The organism is Allobosea sp. NPDC055332 (assembly GCF_053645455.1).
Window position 1 is genome coordinate 1 of record NZ_JBSHMO010000008.1, and the last position, 12,765, is coordinate 12,765.

Consider the following 12,765-nt stretch of genomic DNA (forward strand, 5'->3'; position numbering starts at 1 on the left):
AGAAATATGAAAGTGAATATTACTGGTGTTTTTTTGTCTCTAGGTAAATCATCAGGTAAGTACTCTTTGGATAAAGTAATTGACAATCGTAATATAACGCTTTCATATAAAGGTGAAACAGAAAAGGTACAATTTGTAATCCATTCTGGGTCTATTTGGTGGTCAATGTATAAATTATTCGATATGGATAAGAACATAGGTTTTGAAAAGGGTAAGATCTTTATAACAACCAACCTCAATACATATGAATTTGATTTGCCAAAAGAATATTTAAGAGCTTTTGAGAAAGCTTATTCGGAGTATCAGACAAAAAAATAATGAGCTGCATGCAAAAGGTGCATGTTTTTGCATGTGCTAAGTTCACTGGTTTTGTGTATATCGCTTCAGATCTAGCGTGGTTCCGGGGAGGGCATGCAACTGCATTAAAACCGCCCCATGAAGCGGGCGGGCGAGGCGGGGAAAGCACTGCGCGCTGGCGGTGGTGCTGATTTTATTTTTTCAGCGTCTCAGCGCGTCGTAATGGCGTTTACTTGGCCTGCTGGGCGTTGGTGTGTCTGCGGGCTGTTTTGTGCGGTGGTGAGTGTGTGAGGGCGTGATGACGGGGTGTAAAAAAGCCGCCCGCAGGCGGCGATGTTCAGCCGTTGTCAGTGTCCAGTGAGTAGTTTTTAAAGCGGATGACCTCCTGGCCGAGCCAGCCGTTTATCTCGCGGATCCTGTCCTGTAACGGGATAAGCTCATTGCGGACAAAGACCTTTGCCACTTTCTCAATATCACCCAGCGACCCGACGTTCTCCGGCTTGCCGCCCATCAACTGAAAGGGGATGCGGTGCGCGTCCAGCAGGTCAGCGGCGCTGGCTTTTTTGATATTAAAAAAATCGTCCTTCGTCGCCACTTCACTGAGCGGGATAATTTTAATGCCGTCGGCTTTCCCCTGCGGGGCATAGAGAAACAGGTTTTTAAAGTTGTTGCGGCCTTTCGACTTCACCATGTTTTCGCGAAGCATTTCGATATCGTTGCGATCCTGCACGGCATCGGTGACGTACATGATGTATCCGGCATGTGCGCCGTTTTCGTAATACTTGCGGCGGAACAGCGTGGCCGACTCATTCAGCCAGGCAGAGTTAAGGGCGCTGAGATATTCCGGCAGGCCGTACAGCTCCTGATTAATATCCGGCTCCAGCAGGTGAAACACGGAGCCTGGCGCGAAAGGTGTCGGCTCGTTGAAGGATGGCACCCACCAGTAAACATCCTCCTCCACACCACGGCGGGTATATTTGGCCGGTGAGGTTTCCAGTCTGATGACCTTACCGGTGGTGCTGTAACGCTTTTCCAGAAACGCATTACCGAACACCAGAAAATCCAGCACAAAACGGCTGAAATCCTGCTGGGAAAGCCACGGATGCGGGATAAATGTTGAGGCCAGAATATTACGTTTGACGTAAATCGGTGAGCTGTGATGCACGGCAGCACGCAGGCTTTTTGCCAGACCGGTAAAGCTGACCGGCGGCTCATACCATCTGCCGTTACTGATGCATTCGACGTAATCCAGAATGTCACGGCGGTCGAGTACCGGCACCGGCTCACCAAAGGTGAATGCCTCCATTTTCGGGGCGCTGGCGGTCATTGTTTTTGCCGCAGGTTGCGGTGTTTTCCCTTTTTTCTTGCTCATCAGTAAAACTCCAGAATGGTGGATGTCAGCGGGGTGCTGATACCGGCGGTGAGTGGCTCATTTAACAGGGCGTGCATGGTTGCCCAGGCGAGGTCGGCGTGGCTGGCTTCCTCGCTGCGGCTGGCCTCATAGGTGGCGCTGCGTCCGCTGCTGGTCATGGTCTTGCGGATAGCCATAAACGAGCTGGTGATGTCGGTGGCGCTGACGTCATATTCCAGACAGCCACGGCGGATAACGTCTTTGGCCTTGAGCACCATTGCGGTTTTCATTTCCGGCGTGTAGCGGATATCGCGCGCGGCGGGATAGAACGAGCGCACGAGCTGGAACACGCCGACACCAAGGCCGGTGGCATCAATGCCGATGTATTCGACGTTGTATTTTTCGGTGAGTTTGCGGATGGATTCCGCCTGGGTGGCAAAGTCCATGCCTTTCCACTGGTGACGCTCAAGTATTCTGAATTTGCCACCGGCCACCACCGGCGGTGCCAGCACCACGCATCCGGCGCTGTCGCCACGGTGTGACGGGTCGTAACCAATCCATACCGGACGTGAGCCGAACGGATTGGCGGCAAACGGCGCATAGTCTTCCCATTCTTCCAGCGTGTCGACCATGCAGCGTTGCAGCTCCTCGAACGGGAACACCGACGCCTTGTCGTCAACAAATTCACACATGAACAGGTTTTTAAAATCGTCGGCGCTGTTTTCGCGTTTAAGCTGCTCAATGTCGAACAGTGTGCAGCCACCTTTCAGGGCGTCCTCAATGGTGACAATCTGCCGCCACTGGCCGTCCGCACAGAGAAGACCGCTGGCAAGGGCGTTATGACTGACGTCGATTTCCACACGTTCGGCGGCGCTGGCGCGTCCCCGGTTAAACAGTTCACCCGACCAGAACGGGTAGGCGTCGTGCGCCAGCGTGGACGGGGTGGAGAAATAGGTCGAGCGCAGGTGACTCTGTGAGGCCATACCTGATGCCACCTTACGCAGTACCTGAAAATTCGGGATCCAGAAAATCTCATCGACGTACAGGTCGCCGTTATGGCTCTGTGCGGTGTTGGAGTTGGTGCCGAGAAAAATCAGTTTTGCGCCGTTATTGCCCAGGACAATCGGGTCACCGGTCAGGTCAACGTCAACCAGCCGGGCAAAGGCGATGATGTATTCGCGGAACACATACGCCTGCGTTTTACTGGCCGACAGAAAAATCTGGTTATGACCGGTTTTCAGGGCGCGCAGCAGCGCCTCGCGGGAAAAATAAAACGTCGCGCCAATCTGGCGGGATTTCAGGATATCGCGGATGCGGTGCTCAAGCCCGGCGCGATACCAGTGCAACTGATATTCGAAAGACTGCTCAAAGAAAATCTGCTCCAGCTTTTCGATGGCCTCGTCACTGAAAAAATTCTTTTTCGGTTTGCGACGCCCGCCTTTGTTGCGGTTAGCGACGTTCGGATTAAGGTCTGCCTCGTTGCCGGTCTGGCTGTAACGGTTTACCCGTGCCAGTCGTTCAATCTGGCGTCCGAGCAGGTCAATTTCCTTGAAGTCACCGCCGGTTTTCTGCGGTTTGATGATGAGCTGGGTCAGCCGCGCTTCCAGGCTCATTTCGACACGGCTGATGGGGGCAACGCTGTCCCAGCCGTCGCGCTGTTTCCAGCTCTGCACCGTCGGGCGTTTCATCTGCAACATGGCGGCAATCTGCGGCACGGAAAACCCCTGCCAGTACAGCAGCGCCGCCTGACGACGCGGGTCGTGTAAAAGAGTGGTGTCTGTGGTGATGGTCATGAATACCTCGCCGTGATGAATACACGGCAAGGCTACTGAGTCGCGCCCCGCGATTCGCTAAGGTGCTGTTGTGTCAGTGATAAGCCATCCGGGACTGATGGCGGAGGATGCGCATCGTCGGGAAACTGATGCCGACATGTGACTCCTCTAATCACTATTCAGGACTCCTGACAATGGCAAAAAAAGTCTCAAAATTCTTTCGTATCGGCGTTGAGGGTGACACCTGTGACGGGCGTGTCATCAGTGCGCAGGATATTCAGGAAATGGCCGAAACCTTTGACCCGCGTGTCTATGGTTGCCGCATTAACCTGGAACATCTGCGCGGCATCCTGCCTGACGGTATTTTTAAGCGTTATGGCGATGTGGCCGAACTGAAGGCCGAAAAGATTGACGATGATTCGGCGCTGAAAGGCAAATGGGCGCTGTTTGCGAAAATCACCCCGACCGATGACCTTATCGCGATGAACAAGGCCGCGCAGAAGGTCTACACCTCAATGGAAATTCAGCCGAACTTTGCCAACACCGGCAAATGTTATCTGGTGGGTCTGGCCGTCACCGATGACCCGGCAAGCCTCGGCACGGAATACCTGGAATTCTGCCGCACGGCAAAACACAACCCCCTGAACCGCTTCAAATTAAGCCCTGAAAACCTGATTTCAGTGGCAACGCCTGTTGAGCTGGAATTTGAAGACCTGCCTGAAACCGTGTTCACCGCCCTGACCGAAAAGGTGAAGTCCATTTTTGGCCGCAAACAGGCCAGCGATGATGCCCGTCTGAATGACGTGCATGAAGCGGTGACCGCTGTTGCTGAACATGTGCAGGAAAAACTGAGCGCCACTGAGCAGCGCCTCGCTGAGATGGAAACCGCCTTTTCCGCACTTAAGCAGGAGGTGACTGACAGGGCGGATGAAACCAGCCAGGCATTCACCCGCCTGAAAAACAGTCTCGACCACACCGAAAGTCTGACCCAGCAGCGCCGCAGCAAGGCCACCGGCGGTGGCGGTGACGCCCTGATGACGAACTGCTGACCGGCGTCAGTCAGTCCGGGAAAACCTTCACGATTAACCCTTAATTTCAGGAAAAACTATGCGCCAGGAAACCCGCTTTAAATTTAATGCCTACCTGTCCCGTGTTGCCGAACTGAACGGCATCGACGCCGGTGATGTGTCGAAAAAATTCACCGTTGAACCGTCGGTCACCCAGACCCTGATGAACACCATGCAGGAGTCCTCTGACTTTCTGACCCGCATCAACATTGTGCCGGTCAGCGAAATGAAAGGGGAAAAAATTGGTATTGGTGTCACCGGCTCCATCGCCAGCACCACCGACACCGCCGGTGGCACCGAGCGTCAGCCGAAGGACTTCTCGAAGCTGGCGTCAAACAAGTACGAATGCGACCAGATTAACTTCGATTTTTATATCCGCTACAAAACGCTTGACCTGTGGGCGCGTTATCAGGATTTCCAGCTCCGTGTCCGTAACGCCATTATCAAACGCCAGTCCCTTGATTTCATCATGGCCGGTTTTAACGGCGTGAGGCGTGCCGAAACCTCTGACCGCAGCAGCAATCCGATGCTGCAGGATGTGGCGGTCGGCTGGCTGCAGAAATACCGCAATGAAGCCCCGGCGCGCGTGATGAGCAAGGTCACTGACGAGGAAGGTCACACCACCTCTGAGGTCATCCGCGTGGGTAAAGGCGGTGATTATGCCAGCCTCGATGCACTGGTGATGGATGCGACCAACAACCTGATTGAGCCGTGGTATCAGGAAGACCCTGACCTTGTGGTGATTGTGGGGCGTCAGCTACTGGCGGACAAGTATTTCCCCATCGTCAACAAGGAGCAGGACAACAGCGAAATGCTGGCCGCTGACGTCATCATCAGCCAGAAACGCATCGGTAACCTGCCGGCGGTACGCGTCCCGTACTTCCCGGCGGATGCGATGCTCATCACGAAGCTGGAAAACCTGTCCATCTACTACATGGATGACAGCCATCGCCGCGTGATTGAGGAAAACCCGAAACTCGACCGCGTGGAGAACTACGAGTCAATGAACATTGATTACGTGGTGGAAGACTACGCCGCCGGTTGTCTGGTGGAAAAAATTAAGGTCGGTGATTTCTCCACACCGACTAAAGTGACCGCAGAGCCGGGAGCGTAACCGATGACGAGTCCCGCACAGCGCCACATGATGCGGGTCTCGGCAGCGATGACCGCGCAGCGGGAAGCCGCCCCGCTGCGACATGCAACTGTCTATGAGCAGATGCTGGTTAAGCTCGCCGCAGACCAGCGCACACTGAAAGCGATTTATTCAAAAGAGCTGAAGGCCGCGAAAAAACGCGAACTGCTGCCGTTCTGGTTGCCGTGGGTGAACGGCGTGCTGGACCAGGGCAAAGGTGCACAGGATGACATTCTGATGACGGTCATGCTGTGGCGTCTGGATACCGGCGATATTGCCGGTGCGCTGGAGATTGCCCGTTATGCCCTGAAGTACGGTCTGACCATGCCGGGTAAACACCGCCGCACCCCGCCGTACATGTTCACCGAGGAGGTGGCGCTTGCGGCCATGCGCGCTCACGCTGCCGGTGAGTCTGTGGATACCCGCCTGCTGATGGACACCCTCGAACTGACCGCCACGGCTGACATGCCTGATGAAGTGCGCGCAAAGCTGCACAAAATCACCGGTCTGTTTCTGCGTGACGCTGGTGATGCCGCAGGTGCGCTGGCTCACCTGCAACGTGCGACACAGCTCGACTGTCAGGCAGGCGTCAAAAAAGAGATTGAACGACTGGAGCGGGAGCTGAAATCGAAGCCGGAGCCGCAGCCCAAAGCGGCCACCCGTGCCACGCGTAAGACCCGGAGCGTGACACCGGCAAAACGTGGACGCCCGAAAAAGAAAGCCAGTTAACAACCGAATGCGCCCCGCGCCAGGGCGGCACGCCGGTCAGTGAGGGTGAATCACCTGACACTGTACCGGCGTCCACCGCCCGACTTTTCAGAGGTAGTCATGATGACGCTGATTATTCCGCGAAAGGAGGCTCCCGTGTCCGGTGAGGGTACGGTGGTCATCCCGCAACCGGCAGGCGACGAGCCGGTGATTAAAAACACGTTCTTTTTTCCCGATATCGACCCGAAGCGCGTCCGGGAACGTATGCGCCTTGAGCAGACCGTCGCCCCCGCCCGCCTGCGTGAGGCCATCAAGTCAGGCATGGCGGAAACGAATGCGGAGCTGTACGAGTACCGCGAACAGAAAATTGCTGCCGGTTTTACGCGTCTGGCGGACGTCCCGGCGGACGACATCGACGGTGAAAGCATCAAAGTTTTTTACTACGAGCGCGCCGTGTGTGCGATGGCGACCGCATCGCTTTATGAGCGTTATCGCGGCGTGGATGCCAGTGCGAAAGGCGACAAGAAGGCTGACAGCATTGACAGCACCATTGATGAACTGTGGCGGGATATGCGCTGGGCGGTGGCGCGTATCCAGGACAAGCCGCGCTGCATCGTGAGTCAAATCTGATGAAGACCTTTGCGCTACAGGGCGACACGCTCGACGCCATTTGTGTCCGGTATTACGGGCGCACTGAGGGCGTGGTTGAGACCGTGCTCGCCGCAAATCCGGGACTGGCTGAACTGGGTGCGGTGCTGCCGCACGGCACCGCCGTCGAACTGCCCGACGTTCAGACCGCGCCCGTGGCTGAAACTGTCAATCTGTGGGAGTAACGCATGACAGCAGAAGAAAAAAGCGTCCTGTCGCTTTTCATGATTGGGGTGCTGATTGTTGTCGGCAAGGTGCTTGCCGGTGGTGAACCCATCACCCCGCGTCTGTTTATCGGGCGCATGTTGCTCGGTGGTTTTGTCTCGATGGTTGCCGGTGTTGTTCTGGTGCAGTTTCCTGACCTGTCACTGCCTGCGGTGTGCGGTATCGGCTCCATGCTGGGTATCGCCGGTTATCAGGTGATTGAGATTGCCATTCAGCGCCGCTTTAAGGGCAGGGGGAAACCGTAATGCCGGTAATTAACACGCATCAGAATATCGCCGCCTTTCTCGACATGCTGGCCGTGTCCGAAGGGACGGCGAACCATCCGCTGACGAAAAACCGGGGCTATGACGTGATAGTCACCGGACTGGACGGGAAGCCGGAAATTTTCACCGACTACAGTGACCACCCGTTCGCACATGGCCGACCGGCGAAGGTGTTTAACCGTCGCGGTGAAAAATCCACGGCCTCCGGTCGCTATCAGCAGCTTTACCTGTTCTGGCCGCATTACCGCAAACAGCTTGCCCTGCCGGATTTCAGTCCGTTGTCACAGGACAGACTCGCCATTCAGTTGATCCGCGAACGCGGTGCACTGGATGACATCCGGGCGGGACGCATTGAGCGCGCCATTTCACGCTGTCGCAATATCTGGGCGTCCCTGCCGGGTGCCGGTTACGGTCAGCGTGAGCATTCACTGGAAAAACTGGTCACCGTCTGGCGTACCGCTGGCGGCGTACCGGCTTAAACGGAGTAAACACCATGAAGAAATTATCCCTTTCACTGATGCTGAACGTGTCGCTGGCGCTGATGCTGGCACTGTCCCTGATTTACCCGCAGAGCGTGGCCGTCAGTTTTGTCGCCACCTGGGCGATTCTTGCGACGGTTATCTGTGTGGTTGCCGGTGGTGTCGGCGTGTATGCCACTGAGTATGTGCTGGAACGCTACGGGCGGGAGCTGCCACCGGAATCGCTGGCCGTGAAGATTGTCACGTCGCTGTTTTTGCAGCCGGTGCCGTGGCGCAGGCGGGCAGCGGCTCTGGTGGTGATGGTGGCGACGTTTATCTCGCTGGTCGCTGCCGGGTGGATTTTTACCGCGCTGATTTATCTCGTGGCGTCGCTGTTCTTCCGGCTGATATGTACGGCCTGCCGTCAGCGTCTTGAGGAGCGGGAACCATGTCAAAGCTGATGATTGTGCTGGTCGTGTTGTTATCGCTGGCGCTGTCCGGTCTGTTTCTGGTGAAACACAAAAATGCCAGCCTGCGCGCCTCGCTGGACAGGGCGAACAACGTCGCCAGTGAACAGCAGACGACCATCACCATGCTGAAAAATCAGCTTCATGTTGCCCTCACCAGGGCAGACAAAAACGAGCTGGCGCAGGTGGCACTGCGTCAGGAGCTGGAAAACGCCGCGAAGCGTGAAGCACAGCGCGAGAAAACCATCACGAGGTTACTGAATGAAAACGAAGATTTTCGCCGCTGGTACGGTGCTGACCTGCCTGATGCTGTGCGCCGGTTGCACCAGCGTCCGGCCTGCACCGACGCCAGTGATTGTCGCCAACGCCTGCCCGAAAGTGAGCCTTTGCCCGATGCCGGGCAGTGACCCGCAGACGAACGGCGATTTAAGTGCTGATATCCGGCAGCTTGAGAACGCGCTGGCACGCTGTGCCAGCCAGGTAAAAATGATTAAACACTGTCAGGACGAAAACGATGCTCAAACCCGACAGCCTGCGCAGGGCGCTGACTGATGCCGTCACGGTGCTGAAAACCAGTCCAGAGATGCTGCGGATATTCGTGGATAACGGGAGTATTGCCTCCACACTGGCGACGTCGCTGTCATTCGAAAAGCGTTACACGCTCAATGTGATTGTGACCGACTTTACCGGTGATTTTGACCTGCTCATCGTGCCGGTGCTGGCGTGGCTGCGGGAAAATCAGCCCGACATCATGACCACCGACGAAGGCCAGAAAAAGGGCTTCACGTTTTATGCAGACATCAACAATGACAGCAGCTTTGATATCAGCATCAGCCTGATGCTGACCGAGCGCACGCTGGTCAGTGAGGTGGACGGCGCGCTGCATGTGAAGAATATCCCGGAACCTCCGCCGCCGGAGCCGGTCACCCGCCCGATGGAGCTTTATATCAATGGCGAACTGGTGAGCAAGTGGGATGAATGAGTTTAAGCGTTTTGAAGACCGGCTGACCGGACTTATTGAATCGCTGTCACCGTCAGGGCGTCGGCGACTGAGCGCCGAACTGGCGAAACGTCTGCGTCAGAGTCAGCAGCGTCGGGTGATGGCACAGAAAGCCCCGGACGGCACACCCTACGCGCCACGCCAGCAGCAGAGCGCCAGAAAAAAGACCGGTCGCGTTAAGCGAAAAATGTTTGCGAAACTTATCACCAGTCGTTTTTTGCATATCCGCGCCAGCCCGGAACAGGCATCAATGGAGTTTTACGGCGGGAAGTCACCGAAAATCGCCAGTGTGCATCAGTTCGGTCTGTCGGAAGAAACCCGGAAAGACGGTAAGAAAATTGATTATCCGGCGCGTCCTCTGCTCGGCTTTACCGGTGAGGATGTGCAGATGATTGAAGAGATTATCCTGGCTCACCTCGACCGTTAGTTGTGCCATTCCCGACACCTCATCGTCACATTGCCGCCGGTATGACCCGGCGGCATCCTTCCCGTTATGAACACTCTCGCAAATATTCAGGAACTCGCGCGCGCACTGCGCAACATGATTCGTACCGGCCTTGTCGTCGAAACCAACCTTAAAGCCGGTCGCTGCCGTGTGCAGACCGGCGGCATGTGTACCGACTGGCTGCAGTGGCTGACCTGTCGTGCCGGGCGTTCGCGCACATGGTGGGCACCTTCCGTGGGGGAACAGGTGCTGATTCTGGCCGTGGGCGGTGAACTCGACACGGCGTTCGTTCTGCCGGGGATTTATTCCGGCGATAACCCCGCGCCGTCTGCGTCGGCGGATGCCCTGCATATCCGTTTCCCTGACGGGGCGGTGATTGAGTATGAACCCGAAACCAGTGCACTCACGGTAAGCGGAATTAAAACGGCCAGCGTGACGGCTTCTGATTCTGTTACTGCCACGGTGCCGGTGGTCATGGTGAAAGCATCAACCCGCGTCACCCTGGACACACCGGAGGTGGTCTGCACCAACAGGCTGATTACCGGCACGCTGGAAGTGCAGAAGGGCGGGACGATGCACGGCAACATTGAACACACCGGCGGTGAACTCTCATCAAACGGTAAGGTACTGCATACCCATAAACACCCCGGCGACAGCGGCGGCACAACCGGGAGCCCTCTATGACAGCGCGTTATCTCGGAATGAATTGCAGTGATGGCCTGACTGTCACTGACCTTGAGCATATCAGCCAGAGTATCGGCGATATCCTGCGCACACCGGTCGGCTCACGGGTGATGCGTCGTGATTACGGCTCGTTGCTGGCATCAATGATTGACCAGCCGCAGACCCCGGCGCTTGAGTTGCAGATTAAGGTCGCCTGTTACATGGCGGTGCTGAAATGGGAACCCCGCGTCACCCTGTCATCCGTCACCACTGAACGCAGTTTTGACGGGCGAATGACTGTCACTTTGACCGGCCAGCACAACGACACCGGCCAGCCACTTTCGTTAACCATCCCTGTGAGTTGAAACCATGCCGATTATCGACCTGAACCAGCTACCCGCACCGGATGTGGTCGAGGAGCTGGACTTTGAAACCATTCTTGCCGAACGCAAGGCGACACTGATTTCCCTTTACCCGGAAGACCAGCAGGAGGCGGTCGCCCGTACCCTGACGCTGGAATCCGAGCCTCTCGTCAAACTGCTGGAGGAAAATGCTTATCGTGAGCTTATCTGGCGTCAGCGTGTGAATGAGGCTGCACGGGCGGTAATGCTGGCCTGTGCCGCCGGTAATGACCTTGATGTGATTGGTGCCAATTACAACACCACGCGCCTGATTATCACCCCGGCAGATGATTCGACCCTCCCGCCGACACCGGCAGTGATGGAATCTGACACGGATTATCGTCTGCGTATTCAGCAGGCGTTTGAAGGTTTAAGCGTCGCCGGGTCGGTGGGGGCCTATCAGTATCATGGTCGCAGTGCCGACGGGCGTGTCGCGGATATTTCTGTCACCAGTCCGTCTCCGGCCTGCGTCACCATCTCTGTGCTGTCACGTGAAAATAACGGTGTCGCATCCGAAGACCTGCTGGCGGTGGTGCGTAACGCCCTTAATGGCGAGGACGTCAGGCCGGTGGCCGACCGCGTGACCGTGCAGTCTGCCGCCATCGTTGAATACCAGATAAACGCCACGCTTTACCTTTACCCTGGTCCCGAAAGCGAACCCATCCGCGCTGCCGCCGTGAAAAAACTGGAAGCGTACATCACGGCACAGCACCGGCTGGGGCGCGACATCCGTCTGTCTGCCATTTATGCCGCTTTGCATGTGGAAGGCGTGCAGCGTGTCGAACTGGCTGCACCACTGGCCGACATCGTGCTCAACAGTACGCAGGCGTCTTTCTGTACCGAATACCGCGTCGTGACCGGAGGCTCGGATGAGTGATTCGCGACTGCTGCCGACCGGCTCATCACCGCTTGAGGTCGCCGCCGCAAAAGCCTGTGCGGAAATTGAAAAAACGCCGGTCAGTATTCGTGAGCTGTGGAACCCGGACACCTGTCCGGCAAATCTGCTGCCGTGGCTGGCGTGGGCGTTTTCGGTCGACAGGTGGGATGAAAAGTGGCCGGAAGCGACAAAACGCGCCGTTATCCGCGATGCGTATTTCATCCACTGTCATAAAGGCACAATAGGTGCAATCCGGCGTGTGGTGGAGCCGCTCGGCTATCTCATCAACGTGACGGAGTGGTGGGAAAACAGTGACCCGCCCGGCACCTTCCGGCTTGATATTGGTGTACTGGAAAGCGGCATCACAGAGGCAATGTATCAGGAAATGGAACGGCTGATTGCTGATGCCAAACCTGCAAGCCGCCACCTTATTGGCCTGAACATTACCCGGGACATTCCCGGCTACCTGTTCGCCGGTGGTGTGGCTTACGACGGCGATGTAATTACGGTTTACCCCGGATAAGTGAGGAATAATGAGCACAAAATTCAGAACCGTTATCACCACTGCCGGTGCAGCAAAGCTGGCAGCGGCAACCGCACCGGGAGGGCGGAAGGTCAACATTACCACGATGGCCGTCGGGGATGGCGGTGGTAAATTGCCTGTCCCGGATGCCGGACAGACCGGGCTTATCCACGAAGTCTGGCGACATACGCTGAACAAAATCAGCCAGGACAAACGAAACAGTAATTATATTATCGCAGAGCTGGTTATTCCGCCGGAGGTGGGCGGTTTCTGGATGCGTGAGCTTGGCCTGTACGATGATGCGGGAACGTTAATTGCTGTGGCGAACATGGCCGAAAGTTATAAGCCAGCTCTTGCCGAAGGCTCAGGGCGTTCGCAGACCTGCCGCATGGTCATCATCGTCAGCAGTGTGGCCTCAGTGGCGCTGACCATTGACACCACAACGGTGATGGCGACGCAGGATTACGT

20 protein-coding genes are annotated in these 12,765 nt (G+C 56.3%); 18 read left to right on the forward strand and 2 right to left on the reverse strand.

Features of this window, described 5'->3' with window-relative positions:
* The coding region (locus ACWIGM_RS30965) for a hypothetical protein (protein WP_454029832.1) at nt 1–318 on the forward strand (318 nt) is incomplete at its 5' end.
* Between the two features lie 316 nt (nt 319–634).
* On the opposite strand, the gene ACWIGM_RS30970 is transcribed toward ACWIGM_RS30965, so the two are convergent.
* Together ACWIGM_RS30970 and ACWIGM_RS30975 are read right to left on the reverse strand one after the other, a co-directional pair.
* Nucleotides 635–1,669 (reverse strand): phage portal protein, encoded by a 1,035-nt coding sequence (locus ACWIGM_RS30970; protein WP_000038185.1) that lies wholly within the window; start codon nt 1,667–1,669, stop codon nt 635–637.
* A complete protein-coding gene (locus ACWIGM_RS30975) occupies nt 1,669–3,441 on the reverse strand; it encodes a terminase ATPase subunit family protein (protein ID WP_001620982.1) in 1,773 nt (590 codons plus the stop codon). The genes ACWIGM_RS30970 and ACWIGM_RS30975 overlap by 1 nt, the downstream gene beginning before the upstream one ends.
* A gap of 173 nt (nt 3,442–3,614) precedes the next feature.
* Between ACWIGM_RS30975 and ACWIGM_RS30980 the strand changes: the two genes are divergently transcribed.
* The 17 genes from ACWIGM_RS30980 to ACWIGM_RS31060 all read left to right on the forward strand — a co-directional run.
* A complete protein-coding gene (locus tag ACWIGM_RS30980; RefSeq protein ID WP_001085953.1) occupies nt 3,615–4,469 on the forward strand; it encodes a GPO family capsid scaffolding protein in 855 nt (284 codons plus the stop codon).
* 58 nt (nt 4,470–4,527) lie between these two features.
* Nucleotides 4,528–5,601: a phage major capsid protein, P2 family gene (locus ACWIGM_RS30985; protein WP_024224595.1), complete on the forward strand. Its 1,074-nt coding sequence runs from the start codon at nt 4,528–4,530 to the stop codon at nt 5,599–5,601.
* 3 nt (nt 5,602–5,604) lie between these two features.
* Nucleotides 5,605–6,348, forward strand: a complete 744-nt coding sequence (locus tag ACWIGM_RS30990) for a phage terminase small subunit (RefSeq protein ID WP_454029833.1) — start codon at nt 5,605–5,607, stop codon at nt 6,346–6,348.
* A gap of 99 nt (nt 6,349–6,447) precedes the next feature.
* Complete coding sequence (locus ACWIGM_RS30995) at nt 6,448–6,957, forward strand: head completion/stabilization protein (RefSeq protein WP_000988633.1); 510 nt, start codon at nt 6,448–6,450, stop codon at nt 6,955–6,957.
* Nucleotides 6,957–7,160 (forward strand): tail protein X, encoded by a 204-nt coding sequence (locus ACWIGM_RS31000; protein ID WP_000846409.1) that lies wholly within the window; start codon nt 6,957–6,959, stop codon nt 7,158–7,160. The genes ACWIGM_RS30995 and ACWIGM_RS31000 overlap by 1 nt, the downstream gene beginning before the upstream one ends.
* A gap of 3 nt (nt 7,161–7,163) precedes the next feature.
* Nucleotides 7,164–7,445 (forward strand): phage holin family protein, encoded by a 282-nt coding sequence (locus tag ACWIGM_RS31005; protein WP_000123123.1) that lies wholly within the window; start codon nt 7,164–7,166, stop codon nt 7,443–7,445.
* Nucleotides 7,445–7,942: a glycoside hydrolase family 24 protein gene (locus ACWIGM_RS31010; protein WP_001144101.1), complete on the forward strand. Its 498-nt coding sequence runs from the start codon at nt 7,445–7,447 to the stop codon at nt 7,940–7,942. Before ACWIGM_RS31005 ends, ACWIGM_RS31010 begins: the two co-directional genes overlap by 1 nt.
* A 14-nt stretch (nt 7,943–7,956) precedes the next feature.
* Entirely contained in the window at nt 7,957–8,382 is a 426-nt protein-coding gene (locus ACWIGM_RS31015) for a DNZ54_00345 family protein (RefSeq protein WP_021548484.1), read from the forward strand.
* Nucleotides 8,370–8,795: an Rz-like lysis system protein LysB gene (gene lysB, locus ACWIGM_RS31020; RefSeq protein WP_001695628.1), complete on the forward strand. Its 426-nt coding sequence runs from the start codon at nt 8,370–8,372 to the stop codon at nt 8,793–8,795. The genes ACWIGM_RS31015 and lysB overlap by 13 nt, the downstream gene beginning before the upstream one ends.
* A complete protein-coding gene (lysC, locus tag ACWIGM_RS31025; RefSeq protein ID WP_139531265.1) occupies nt 8,695–8,940 on the forward strand; it encodes an Rz1-like lysis system protein LysC in 246 nt (81 codons plus the stop codon). Before lysB ends, lysC begins: the two co-directional genes overlap by 101 nt.
* Entirely contained in the window at nt 8,903–9,370 is a 468-nt protein-coding gene (locus ACWIGM_RS31030; RefSeq protein WP_000917186.1) for a phage tail protein, read from the forward strand. The genes lysC and ACWIGM_RS31030 overlap by 38 nt, the downstream gene beginning before the upstream one ends.
* The gene (locus ACWIGM_RS31035) at nt 9,363–9,815 is read left to right on the forward strand and encodes a phage virion morphogenesis protein (protein WP_001001786.1); all 453 of its coding nucleotides are present in this window, start codon (nt 9,363–9,365) and stop codon (nt 9,813–9,815) included. Before ACWIGM_RS31030 ends, ACWIGM_RS31035 begins: the two co-directional genes overlap by 8 nt.
* Before the next feature lie 66 nt (nt 9,816–9,881).
* Nucleotides 9,882–10,517, forward strand: a complete 636-nt coding sequence (locus tag ACWIGM_RS31040; RefSeq protein ID WP_454029834.1) for a phage baseplate assembly protein V — start codon at nt 9,882–9,884, stop codon at nt 10,515–10,517.
* Nucleotides 10,514–10,861, forward strand: a complete 348-nt coding sequence (locus ACWIGM_RS31045; RefSeq protein WP_000127144.1) for a GPW/gp25 family protein — start codon at nt 10,514–10,516, stop codon at nt 10,859–10,861. The genes ACWIGM_RS31040 and ACWIGM_RS31045 overlap by 4 nt, the downstream gene beginning before the upstream one ends.
* A 4-nt stretch (nt 10,862–10,865) precedes the next feature.
* A complete protein-coding gene (locus ACWIGM_RS31050) occupies nt 10,866–11,774 on the forward strand; it encodes a baseplate assembly protein (protein WP_001121482.1) in 909 nt (302 codons plus the stop codon).
* Nucleotides 11,767–12,297, forward strand: a complete 531-nt coding sequence (locus ACWIGM_RS31055; protein WP_001285325.1) for a phage tail protein I — start codon at nt 11,767–11,769, stop codon at nt 12,295–12,297. The genes ACWIGM_RS31050 and ACWIGM_RS31055 overlap by 8 nt, the downstream gene beginning before the upstream one ends.
* A gap of 10 nt (nt 12,298–12,307) precedes the next feature.
* A partial coding sequence (locus ACWIGM_RS31060) for a phage tail protein (protein WP_454029835.1) occupies nt 12,308–12,765 on the forward strand: 458 nt, incomplete at its 3' end.

Bases quoted from the DNA above. Each gene is read 5' to 3' on its own strand.
- ACWIGM_RS30980 (WP_001085953.1), top strand. From the start codon at position 3,615: ATGGCAAAAAAAGTCTCAAAATTCTTTCGTATCGGCGTTGAGGGTGAC.
- ACWIGM_RS30985 (WP_024224595.1), top strand. From the start codon at position 4,528: ATGCGCCAGGAAACCCGCTTTAAATTTAATGCCTACCTGTCCCGTGTT.
- ACWIGM_RS30970 (WP_000038185.1), bottom strand. From the start codon at position 1,669: ATGAGCAAGAAAAAAGGGAAAACACCGCAACCTGCGGCAAAAACAATG.
- lysB (WP_001695628.1), top strand. From the start codon at position 8,370: ATGTCAAAGCTGATGATTGTGCTGGTCGTGTTGTTATCGCTGGCGCTG.
- ACWIGM_RS30990 (WP_454029833.1), top strand. From the start codon at position 5,605: ATGACGAGTCCCGCACAGCGCCACATGATGCGGGTCTCGGCAGCGATG.
- ACWIGM_RS31040 (WP_454029834.1), top strand. From the start codon at position 9,882: ATGAACACTCTCGCAAATATTCAGGAACTCGCGCGCGCACTGCGCAAC.
- ACWIGM_RS30975 (WP_001620982.1), bottom strand. From the start codon at position 3,441: ATGACCATCACCACAGACACCACTCTTTTACACGACCCGCGTCGTCAG.
- ACWIGM_RS31030 (WP_000917186.1), top strand. From the start codon at position 8,903: ATGCTCAAACCCGACAGCCTGCGCAGGGCGCTGACTGATGCCGTCACG.
- ACWIGM_RS31010 (WP_001144101.1), top strand. From the start codon at position 7,445: ATGCCGGTAATTAACACGCATCAGAATATCGCCGCCTTTCTCGACATG.
- ACWIGM_RS30995 (WP_000988633.1), top strand. From the start codon at position 6,448: ATGATGACGCTGATTATTCCGCGAAAGGAGGCTCCCGTGTCCGGTGAG.
- ACWIGM_RS31055 (WP_001285325.1), top strand. From the start codon at position 11,767: ATGAGTGATTCGCGACTGCTGCCGACCGGCTCATCACCGCTTGAGGTC.
- ACWIGM_RS31005 (WP_000123123.1), top strand. From the start codon at position 7,164: ATGACAGCAGAAGAAAAAAGCGTCCTGTCGCTTTTCATGATTGGGGTG.
- ACWIGM_RS31050 (WP_001121482.1), top strand. From the start codon at position 10,866: ATGCCGATTATCGACCTGAACCAGCTACCCGCACCGGATGTGGTCGAG.
- ACWIGM_RS31045 (WP_000127144.1), top strand. From the start codon at position 10,514: ATGACAGCGCGTTATCTCGGAATGAATTGCAGTGATGGCCTGACTGTC.
- ACWIGM_RS31035 (WP_001001786.1), top strand. From the start codon at position 9,363: ATGAATGAGTTTAAGCGTTTTGAAGACCGGCTGACCGGACTTATTGAA.
- ACWIGM_RS31000 (WP_000846409.1), top strand. From the start codon at position 6,957: ATGAAGACCTTTGCGCTACAGGGCGACACGCTCGACGCCATTTGTGTC.
- lysC (WP_139531265.1), top strand. From the start codon at position 8,695: ATGCTGTGCGCCGGTTGCACCAGCGTCCGGCCTGCACCGACGCCAGTG.
- ACWIGM_RS31015 (WP_021548484.1), top strand. From the start codon at position 7,957: ATGAAGAAATTATCCCTTTCACTGATGCTGAACGTGTCGCTGGCGCTG.